We start from the raw sequence: 10,544 nt of genomic DNA, 5'->3' as shown, positions 1-10,544 counted from the left end.
AATAGGGCTTAGGTCAATTTTCATATTGATAAATTAAAAAATTAATTCTCTAAGCTTAAGAAAAAAGTGTGCTTTTAATACTTTTTGAGTCGTTATTTGAACATTTTGTGTGTTATTTGTCATATAGAGTATTAAATGTACAATCTGTTCCTTAAGTCAAATTTCTATTTTCACTAAAATAACAAGAGAAGCACTTAATACGATACAATATCGTTTCTAATAAGGATGAGTATAAAAATGAGTACAAATAGCATAAAAATAGATATAAATAATTATAAAAGTATGACGATTGAACATCTTGTTTTGGATTATAATGGTACTTTGGCAAAAGATGGCATCGTAAAGGATGGGGTGAAAAATTTGCTGCCATCTCTTAGTAAACTTTTTCAAGTGCATGTCATTACAGCAGATACATTTGGAAGTGTGCATAAACAGCTTGATGGTTTTGATGTGAGTGTTAAAGTGTTAAAAGGTGAAAATCATACTGTGGAAAAAGCGGAGTTTATCAAAACTCTTGGTGCAGCATCTTGTGCGGCAGTAGGAAATGGAAATAATGATATGCAGATGTTAAAAACTGCGGAGTTAGGCATCGCTATTGTCGCAGATGAGGGGTGTGCAACTGCAACACTTTTAGAGAGTGATTTGGTTTGTAGCTCTATTGAAGATGCTTTAGAACTCTTTAGTAACCCTAAGCGTCTCATAGCTACTCTACGAAAATAAAGGAAGATATGTGAGAAAAATTCTTGGGTTTGCTCTTATTGCGTTAGGTATATTTCTAGAAGTTTTGTGGCTTGGTGTCTGTTTTGGAAGTGTTGTTGTTGGAGTGCTACTTTTACTCTTTGCACCTCGTATACTGTTTTTTCCTTTTAGTTTTTTCTTTGTCCTTGGTCTGGTTACTTTAAGTGGTAAAAATTATAAATATTATCGTAGTTATAAATATAAACAGCAGGATTATTCTCATAGTAGTTATTCAAATGCACAATTTTCTTTTAACAGCACAGAAAAATATTATGAGGTGCTTGAATCTTCACCAAATGATTCACTTGATACTATCAAAAAAAATTATAGACGGCTTATAAAAGAGTACCATTATGACTCCATCGCAAGTAGGGGTCTGCCTGAGGATATGCTTCAGTTTGCTAAAGAAAAAACGCAGGAGTTAAATGAAGCGTATGCTGCTATAAAAAAAGAAAAACAGCATGAAAAATCAGGACTTTAAACTACCAATATATGAGGTTTTAGAAGATTTAAAAACTTCACTGCAAGAGAACTCCACAATTATTTTAGAAGCACCACCTGGTGCTGGAAAGAGTACCGTTGTCCCCATTTCACTACTGGACGAATTGTGGCTTGGAAATAAGATGATTATTATGCTAGAGCCAAGGCGTGTGGCTGTTCGCATGGTTGCTACTCAAATGGCAAAACAACTCGGTGAAGCGCTTGGAGAGCGTGTTGGGTATCAGGTAAAAATGGATAGTTGCTATTCAAAAAAAACAAAGATTTTAGTGGTAACTGAAGCTATTTTAGTGCGTAAACTGCAAAGTAATCAAACTCTGGATGATGTTGCTATGGTTATTTTTGATGAGTTTCATGAGCGAAGTATTCACTCTGATTTGTCACTTGCTCTCTCTTTAGAAGTTCAGGAGTTACTGCGTGAAGATTTAAAAATCTTAATAATGTCTGCCACGCTTAATGCAGCAAAAATCTCTTCTCTTCTTGGTGAAGTGCCCATCATTACGGCTAAAGGCAAAATGTATGAGGTAGCAACTACATACTTAGATATTCAAACAAAACAGCCTGATTTTCACTCTCTAAACGCAGTGCTACTCAAGATTACCTTAGAAGCCATAAAAAAGGATGAGGGAGATATTTTAATTTTTTTAGCAGGGGTTAAAGAGATTAGAAACTTGCAAAATGCACTTTTACAATCTTGCGTAGATAAAAATATTTTAATTTTACCTCTTTACTCTTCACTTTCAAAAAAAGAGCAAGACAGAGCGATTAGCCCTTCAAAAAAACGAAAAATTATTTTAAGTACAAATATTGCACAAACATCTTTAACCATTGAGGGTGTAAAGGTTGTTATAGACTCAGGTTTGGAGAAACAATCGCAATACAACCATACAAATGCTATGAATCATTTGCAAATGACCTTTATTTCAAAAGATGCAGCCATTCAAAGAGCGGGTAGGGCAGGACGCATATCGCACGGCAAGTGTTACAGGCTTTGGCATGAGTCAAAAATACTCCAGCAATCGAGTAAGCCTGAAATACTGAGAGCTGATTTAACTTCGCTGATGTTAGATTTGGCTTTATGGGGTGTTGATGAGTTTGATGAACTGAAATTTTTAGATACGCCAAGTAGCAGTAGCATTGAAAAGTCTCAAGAGCTTTTACAAAAATTGGAGATGCTTGATACCTCTTTTAAAATTACGCAGTTTGGAAAAGATGCACTGCGTTTAGGTCTGCATCCACGCTTTGCATATATGATTTTAAAAGCAAATGCTTTTGGATATGCGTATGAAGCCTCTCTTTTGGCAGCACTTTTGAGTGAAAAAGATATTTTTAAAAATTCGAGAAATGAGAGTGATATATTGCCGCGTTTTATTCATCTTTTTGAGAAGGATTTTGAGAGTGATTACATAGATAAACACAGAGCAAAAGAGGTGCTAAACGTAGCAGAACTTATTTATAAAAAATTACAAAGCATACAAAGAGTAGCTCAAAAAAATAGCCTGCTAAATCAGGAAATTGTTGCTGTTTTGCTTCTTTTTGCATACCCAGATAGATTAGCTCACCGCAGAGCAGCTCATGACAATAGATACATACTCAGTAATGCAAAAGGAGCAGTGCTACACACAGAAGACTCTTTGTTTAATGAAGAGTTTTTGGTGGTGGCACATCTTTATGCACATGAGAGAGATTCTACCATACAACTTGCAGCGAGCATTACAATGCAGGAGATAGAAGAGTATTTTTCTTCATCTATTGTAAAAAAAGAGTCTATAAGCTACAACAAAGAGGCAAAAAAGTTTGATATACGCCAGAGCAGTTACTTTTTAGGCTTGCAACTTTACTCTAAACCGAGTCAATCTTTGGCAAAGCACGATTTTAAAAAGCTTATTTTAGAGTTAATACAAAAAGAGGGGTTAGAGCTGCTTAGCTGGAGTAAAAAAGCAACAAACCTAAAGCATAGAGCTAACTTTTTACACAAGCACGCAGGGTTTAAGGATTTTAGTGATGAAGCATTACTGAGTAGCCTTGCTATTTGGTTTGAACCATATCTTGATGATGTAAAAAGTATAAAAGCCTTAGAAGCTTTAGATGTCTATACTATGCTTTTATCTCTTTTATCGTGGGAAGAACAACGGAGTTTGCAAAGTATGGCTCCTGTGAGTATAAAAGTTCCAAGTGGTTCTCATATACGCATAGATTATAGTGATGCCCAAAAACCATCAATGCAGGTAAAAATACAAGAGGTTTTTGGACTTTTGGAGACACCAAAAGTGCTAAACAACAGTTACGCTTTGCAAATGCATCTCTTAACACCAGCAATGACGCCCATACAAATCACTTATGATTTGAAAAGTTTTTGGAAAAATTCATACGCTGAGGTGAGAAAAGAGTTACGAGGAAAGTACAAAAAGCACTACTGGCCAGAGAACCCTTTTGAGGCTATTGCGACCAATAAAACGAAGAAAAATATGGGTAGAAAAACTTAGCTTATCTTACGAATAAACACCACTTTTAGGTAATTTCCCTCTTTGAATTTTTCATGCACTCTGAAATCTTTTGGTAGAGAAAATCTCTCTTCTACTTTGTATTTACCTTTAAGCTCTTTAAATGCTTTTGAAATAAAGTCACTAAATCGCATCATATCAAAATTCGCTGCGTTTGTAGATGCTACTATAATGCCACCTTTTTTAGTGATGCCAATAGCCTCTTTTAAGAGTTTTACATAATCTTTTGATGCTGAAAAGGTATGCTTCTTACTTCTTGCAAAACTTGGAGGGTCAAGGACGACTATGTCGAAAAGGAACTTTTTTCGTAGTGCATATTTAAAGTAGTGAAAAACATCTTCGACTATAATCTCTTGTGCCTCGACATCGACTGCGTTTATGCGAAATTGCTCTTGCGTTTTTGCAAGGCTGCGTTTAGCCAGATCTACACTTGTAGTTTTTGTAGCTCCACCTAAGGCAGCAAAAACAGAGAAGGCGCCTGTGTAGGAGAAAGTATTTAAAAAAGTTTTGTTTTTTGCATATTTATCACGAATGGTGCGTCGTACATCTCTTTGGTCTAAAAAGACACCAACCATTGCCCCATCATCAAGATATATGGCAAAATTGACACCATTCTCTTTTACAATAAGTGGTTCGGGAGCTTTGCTTCCAAAGAGAAAATCATCTGCATCATCAAGATACTGCCCTTTGGTATTGAACCTTTTTTTCTGGTAAATTCCCTTAAACGAAACACTTTTTTGGAGTGCTTCTAAAATCTTATTTCGCAGTTTGTAGATGCCAAGAGAGTACCAAGTAACAAGATAGTAGCCATCAAAGTAGTCAATAGTCAAACCACCAATGCCATCTCCCTCGCCATTAAATACTCTAAACGCAGTAGTTGTTACATCACTGAAAAAATCCTCTCTATATGCAATGGCATCAGTGATTTTTTTACTAAAGTAGGCAGTATCTATTTTTTCCTCTTTATCCAAAGATAAAATCCACCCATAGCCTTTATTTTGGATGCCATAGTACGCTTTTGCGACAAATTTGTTTTTTGTATCTACAAGAGTGAGAATGCTTCCCTCTTGTTCTACTTTTTCCCAATCTAAAATGGACTCTTTTGAGAGTAAAGGGTAGCCACTTTTATAGGCTGAAACATAGTCTGCTTTTACTGTTAGTGTTATTTCTCTAGCTTCGTTTTGCATAGAACTCTTTTTTATATTCAGCAAATCTATCTTCTAAAATAGCCTCACGAATTTCTCTCATAAGGTTGAGATAGTAGTGGAGATTATGAATGGTTGCAAGACGAAAGTAGGTGATTTCACGAGCACGAAAAAGGTGGTTTATGTATGCACGGCTATATGTTTTACAGGTTATACATTGACACTCTGGGTCTATTGGAAGAGGGTCTTCTTTAAATTTTGCACCTTTAATATTCATCTTTCCAAAAGAGGTAAAAAGCGTTCCATTTCTTGCATTTCTTGTTGGCATAACGCAGTCAAACATATCGATGCCTCGTTCAATATTTTCTATAAGGTCTTCTGGTGTTCCCACACCCATAAGATAGCGAGGTTTATCTTGCGGCATATATTGCGTTGTATGCTCTACTGTGTCGTACATTTCATTGTTAAGCTCACCAACAGAGAGCCCTCCAATAGCAAAACCATCATAATCTAAGGCACACAACTCCGTAGCACTTTTTGTACGAAAAGCTCTGTCCGTTCCCCCTTGAATGATAGCAAAAATATTTTGATCAACGCCGACTCCTTCTTTTTGTTTTTGACGGAAGTAGTTTATGGACTCCTCTGCCCATGCAGTAGTTCTCTCAATACTTAATTTAATACGCTCTTGTGTCGCAGGAAGCGCAACCAAGTCATCTAAAATCATCATAATATCTGAACCTAAATTATGTTGAATATCTATAACCTTTTTAGGAGTAAAAAAGTGTTTACTTCCATCAATGTGAGAGCGAAATTCTATACCGTCTGCTTTTGGTTTAGAGATGTCAGAGAGAGAAAATGCTTGAAAACCACCACTATCTGTTAAAAAGCTTTTAGGGTAGCGTGTAAAGCCATGAAGTTTTCCCATTTTTGCGACTGTTTTATCGCCTGGACGCAGGTACATATGGTAAGTGTTTGCTAAGATTATCTCAGCACCGAGCATATCTAAAACATCATGAACATCGAGTGCTTTAACACTTCCAACAGTACCAACAGGCATAAAGACAGGTGTTTTTACAGTTGAATGTGCAGTTTTAATGGTAGCAGCACGAGCCTTACCACTTGTAGCTTCTAAAGTAAATTTCATATATAAAATCCAATTTTTTTGTAATTATAGCTAATTTTTCAAGAGTGTTTTTTGTGGTGGTGAAAAATAATAACCTTGGGAATACTCAATGTCTAAGTCGATTACAATATCTTGTACCTCTTTTGAGTGGACATACTCTGCAATAATTTTTGCACCTATACTTTTTCCAAATTCACTAATAGTTTTGGCTATCATATAACTTTTTGGATTGTTATAAATATTTTTAATAAAACTTCCATCGATTTTAATGTAATCAACCTGCATAGAGTGTACTCTTTCAAAATTAGAATTTTGTACTCCAAAATCATCTATGGCAATTCCAAAACCATCTGCTTTGAGATTAAGTAACTGTTCTAAACTTCTTTTTGCACCTATGGCACTAATTCCTTCAAGTACTTCAAGTATAACTCTTGAAGTATTGATATTGTACTCTAAAAGCTTTTTTTGTAAATATTCTTGTAAATATCCATCATTTAAGTCATATTCACTAATATTAATTGAAAATTCTAAATCATTGTTTTGAAATATTTGGAATGATTTATCTATCATAATCCTTGTAATATCTGGAATCATTCCAGTCATCTCCGCAATATCAATAAAATTTAAAGGGACTTCAATCTCTCCTTTATCATTTATTATTCTAGCTAAACACTCATATTTTTCAATTTTTTTGGTTTTATTATTTACTATTGGTTGAAAATAGGGAACAATATGTTTTTTTGCAATAACTTTTCTCAATCGAGGCATATACTCTTGAATTTTTAATTGTAGGCGTTCAATTGAAGAATTTTTTTTGTATATATTAATACGATTTTGTCCCATCTCTTGAGCTTCTTTTAGTGCAATATGTGCATTTTTTAAAAGGCAGTCAACGCCCTCTGTTATGGCTATTGTTATGCTGACTTTTGTAGAGATATTGTTGAATTTAATTGTATGTTCTTCTACATTTTGTTGTAAAAAATGTGCAAAGACATTCATCTCTTTTAGAGATTTTTCAAAAGAAACAATAGCAAATTCATTTGAGTTTACTTTGTATAATTTTGTCTCTTTTAACATTTTAGATTTTAAAAAATGTGCAATTTTTTGAATGAGTATATCACTGTTATCGTAGCCGTATGTAATATTTATATTATCAAAATTATCAATACTGATGAGTAACATTGTGCGTATGTTGTTGTTTGTATTGGCTAATTTAAGTAGAGCATTTCTATTTGGTAAGCCTGTTAGCTCATCTGTAATAAGTTGGTTTGATAATATTGTAGTTTTCTCTTTTAGCTCTTTCTCAAGTTCTTGTTGGTACTGTTTTGAAATTTTTTCAGCATGGATTAACTGTGCTATTTTTGTTAAAACAAGTGAGAGTTGTTCTATTTGAATAGGTTTAATAATAAAGTTGTCAATGCCGAGATTAATTGCTTGGAGTAAATAATCAGAATTATTATGTGCAGAAATAATAATAATATTTTGTGAAGGGTTCTGTGATTTTATTCTTTTAATAAGTTCAATTCCATCCATTCTTGGCATATTAATATCTGTAATTACTATATCATACCGTTTTGGTTGATATTTTTGAAGAGCATCTTCACCATCAAAGGCTATATCAAGAGAATGAAACAGTAGTTTAAATATGCTACCCACCTGTTCTCTTGATGCTTTTTCATCCTCTACATAGAGTACATTGAAGTTACATACTAACTCTTTTAGTTTTTTCATTTTGTCAAAACCTTTAAGATATTGAGTGTTTTAGAAATTTCTGAAAAATAACTATTCATCTTTCATATCCATTATAATTGTAAATACTGCACCATTGTCTTCATTGTCTGCAAATATATCACCACTTAAATGGTCTTGTAAAATTTTTTTACTCATATAAAGACCAAGACCAGTACCTTTGTTTGTCTCTTTTGTTGTAAAGTAAGGCTCAAAAATTCTGTCTATTATAGCTTCATCTATTCCACCTGCATTATCAGAAATTTTGATGATAAATTGCTTATCTTTTACATATGCTCTAATACTAATCTCTTTAGTTTCAATATCCACATTTTCATAAGCATCTCTTGCATTACCTATAATATTTATAAGTATGTGCTCTAGCTCTTTTTTATAAGTATATAATTGCTTTTCTGTTTCAATGTTGATATTGACTTTGATATTATGATTACTAAGTTGTGTTCCAATAATATTAAAAATATCTTGAAATATTTCATTAAAGATAATAGACTCTTTTTTGTTTGTAGGTTTTGTAAAATTCATAAAATCATTGATAGTTTGAGACATTTTTTGAGTCATCTCTTCTATAAAGTTTGAGGTGCTAGTTATCTCTTCTTCTGTTAAAATATCCATTTGACTCTGAATATTTAGCTTTATAGCTGCAGCACTAATGGCATTTAAAGGTTGTCTCCATTGGTGAGCTACCATATTTATCATTTCACCCATTTGTGCATATTTTGCTTGTTGTATCAGAAGTGAATCTTGTACTCTTATGTTTGTTAAATCTAGAGAAGTTCCAACTATTTTTATGGGCTTGCCATTATGCAAAATTAATTTTCCACTCTCTAGTATATATATAATCTTACCATCATTACGAAGTACTCGTATCTCAATAGAATGAATTTTACCATCGTATAATTTATCTTGAATTTTAAGAAATTTTTCTCTATCTTCAGGAATAACCATATTTATAAATTCTTTATAAGAGGGAGCACCATCTTCTTTGTCTATATTGTAGATTTTATAATTCATATCAGACCATAATATATGCATGGTTTTAAGATTAAGTTCCCAACTTCCAAGGTTTGCCATCTGCTGGATGGCTTGAAGTGTTGCAGTCTTTGCTTCAAGTTCATTGTTGATTTTTCTTTGAACAAGTGTTTGTGTGTGAAGCTCTTGTGAAGTGATATTTAGAATATGGCGTAGAGCCTGAAATGTTCTGTCTGAAGTATTTGTCTTTGTAGATTTATAAATTGGACGATTGCTTTTTTTCTCTGTTGACTCAGATAGAGCTATTGCTGTTAATGTTTGATTTAATAATTCTGGTTTTTTATGTGTATAAAATTCGCCATAAGTAAAAAAACCACTTGTTGGTGCTAACTTTGCAAAAGGTTCTATCTCTTCTACTATACGATGAGGTAGAAAACGACGACGTGCCATACAGGAGTATATAAAAAAAGATTCAACATTGAGTTTTCCAAGTCTATGTAAAGGATTTGATAAAATTGCTTCAGCCTCACCTATACCCAAATAAACTTCTGTACCTTCTTCAATATTACCGGCAAAACTAAGACTCCCATCATCATACATTGCAGTAGCTGCCCGTGCTTTTTTAAAGCCTCTGCTCTCCAGAATAAGAGGAAACTCTATACCTGTTTCTGGTAATGAATTTGCAATATCTTCTCCTAAATATTTTTTATAAAATGCGACTGTAGTTAGATTATCAATAGTATAAACACGGTTTTTTTCTACTTTTGTAATTGTATGTTTTAAACCAATAGTTTGCCATCCAAAACTATAAAAATTATTGACTTGTAAAGTTTTAGAATTTAGTGCTACAACTACTGCTCCTTCATCATAGAGTTTGTTGTTTATGCCGACAAAACAGCGTTGAAATTTGGAATTGTCACCACTGAGACCACCTGCTACCATCAGCTTTGGATGAACAGAATAAATTCCATCTAATAATTCTTCGCCATTACATTTTAAACCATTAGCAAAAGCTATTAGTAACTTTGTATCTTTAGTAACTATTTTTTTTGCCAGTTTTGCACCTGTATTAAAACTATCTGGTGTATAGGCATAAGCAATTTCTAAATTTGTATCTATAAAAGTAGAAATAGAAATGACACTACTATATGTTAGAACATCGCTGTTAGCTATTTCTCCATCTGTTGATGAGCTAATAATGATACTATTTGGAAATGTCTGATTTAAAAAAGTTAAAATCTTATGTATTTCCTCTTCATCTTCCCCAGAAAATACCTGAATTAAAATGGAAGAACTACTATTGATTTGTTCTATTTTTTCATCTGAGATTAGCGTAGAAAAATCACTTTTTTTTACAGTATATACATTCGTAGTCATAAGTTCTTTTTATGCTGTGATGCGTTGCACATTCAATGTTTGAAGAAGGTTTAAATCATCTAATAAATCGTAGAGTCCACTATTTGCAATATAAAGTTCTACATTACATCCTGAACTAGTTAATTTACATAAATAGCCTATAACAGATGAAGTAATAGATATGGAATCAACAAGATGAATTTTTATATCACTAAATTCTTTCTTAATTGCATCAATTTCTTCTGTTATTACACGGTAATTAGAAATACTTTTTATATTACCAAATACTTTAATATGTCAAATTCTATTTTATTGTTAAATACTCTGTTAGCTATTTGTCTTAGTTTGTTTTTCATTTTGTTTTACCTCTTTGTTTGATTTGTATTGTTATAGCAACAAATACAGTTTTATTAAACTTCCTCAAATTTAGTTAATCTTCTACTGCTATCTCTTTTATTGCAG

7 protein-coding genes are annotated in these 10,544 nt (G+C 33.0%); 3 read left to right on the top strand and 4 right to left on the bottom strand.

From position 1 onward, the window contains the following. Positions 1 to 237 precede the first annotated feature (237 nt). Genes MVY38_RS05520 through hrpB form a run of 3 tightly spaced genes read left to right on the top strand, consistent with a single transcriptional unit; the run spans position 238 to position 3,722 of the window. Entirely contained in the window at positions 238 to 720 is a 483-nt protein-coding gene (locus MVY38_RS05520) for a haloacid dehalogenase (RefSeq protein WP_297484173.1), read from the top strand. A 10-nt stretch (positions 721 to 730) separates the two neighbouring features. Beyond that, positions 731 to 1,219 (top strand): DnaJ domain-containing protein, encoded by a 489-nt coding sequence (locus MVY38_RS05515; RefSeq protein WP_297484172.1) that lies wholly within the window; start codon positions 731 to 733, stop codon positions 1,217 to 1,219. Continuing rightward, the gene (hrpB, locus tag MVY38_RS05510; protein ID WP_297484170.1) at positions 1,200 to 3,722 is read left to right on the top strand and encodes an ATP-dependent helicase HrpB; all 2,523 of its coding nucleotides are present in this window, start codon (positions 1,200 to 1,202) and stop codon (positions 3,720 to 3,722) included. The genes MVY38_RS05515 and hrpB overlap by 20 nt, the downstream gene beginning before the upstream one ends. Here hrpB and MVY38_RS05505 read toward each other — a convergent pair. From MVY38_RS05505 to MVY38_RS05490, 4 genes are read right to left on the bottom strand one after another with little or no spacing between them, the layout of a single operon-like run. Continuing rightward, positions 3,719 to 4,927: a class I SAM-dependent rRNA methyltransferase gene (locus tag MVY38_RS05505; protein WP_297484168.1), complete on the bottom strand. Its 1,209-nt coding sequence runs from the start codon at positions 4,925 to 4,927 to the stop codon at positions 3,719 to 3,721. The two genes, hrpB and MVY38_RS05505, sit on opposite strands and share 4 nt — an antisense overlap. Further along, the gene (tgt, locus tag MVY38_RS05500) at positions 4,911 to 6,029 is read right to left on the bottom strand and encodes a tRNA guanosine(34) transglycosylase Tgt (protein WP_297484166.1); all 1,119 of its coding nucleotides are present in this window, start codon (positions 6,027 to 6,029) and stop codon (positions 4,911 to 4,913) included. Before tgt ends, MVY38_RS05505 begins: the two co-directional genes overlap by 17 nt. A gap of 30 nt (positions 6,030 to 6,059) precedes the next feature. Further along, entirely contained in the window at positions 6,060 to 7,739 is a 1,680-nt protein-coding gene (locus tag MVY38_RS05495) for an EAL domain-containing protein (protein ID WP_297484164.1), read from the bottom strand. A gap of 51 nt (positions 7,740 to 7,790) precedes the next feature. After that, complete coding sequence (locus tag MVY38_RS05490; RefSeq protein ID WP_297484162.1) at positions 7,791 to 10,103, bottom strand: FIST N-terminal domain-containing protein; 2,313 nt, start codon at positions 10,101 to 10,103, stop codon at positions 7,791 to 7,793. Positions 10,104 to 10,544: the final 441 nt, after the last annotated feature.

Origin of the sequence: Sulfurimonas sp. (genome assembly GCF_027056685.1) — a bacterium.
Lineage (GTDB): Bacteria > Campylobacterota > Campylobacteria > Campylobacterales > Sulfurimonadaceae > Sulfurimonas.
The sequence above is the reverse complement of the archived record's forward strand: the minus strand, read 5'-3'. Positions and strand labels throughout refer to the sequence as shown.

Bases quoted from the DNA above. Each gene is read 5' to 3' on its own strand.
- tgt (WP_297484166.1), bottom strand. From the start codon at position 6,029: ATGAAATTTACTTTAGAAGCTACAAGTGGTAAGGCTCGTGCTGCTACC.
- hrpB (WP_297484170.1), top strand. From the start codon at position 1,200: ATGAAAAATCAGGACTTTAAACTACCAATATATGAGGTTTTAGAAGAT.
- MVY38_RS05520 (WP_297484173.1), top strand. From the start codon at position 238: ATGAGTACAAATAGCATAAAAATAGATATAAATAATTATAAAAGTATG.
- MVY38_RS05495 (WP_297484164.1), bottom strand. From the start codon at position 7,739: ATGAAAAAACTAAAAGAGTTAGTATGTAACTTCAATGTACTCTATGTA.
- MVY38_RS05490 (WP_297484162.1), bottom strand. From the start codon at position 10,103: ATGACTACGAATGTATATACTGTAAAAAAAAGTGATTTTTCTACGCTA.
- MVY38_RS05505 (WP_297484168.1), bottom strand. From the start codon at position 4,927: ATGCAAAACGAAGCTAGAGAAATAACACTAACAGTAAAAGCAGACTAT.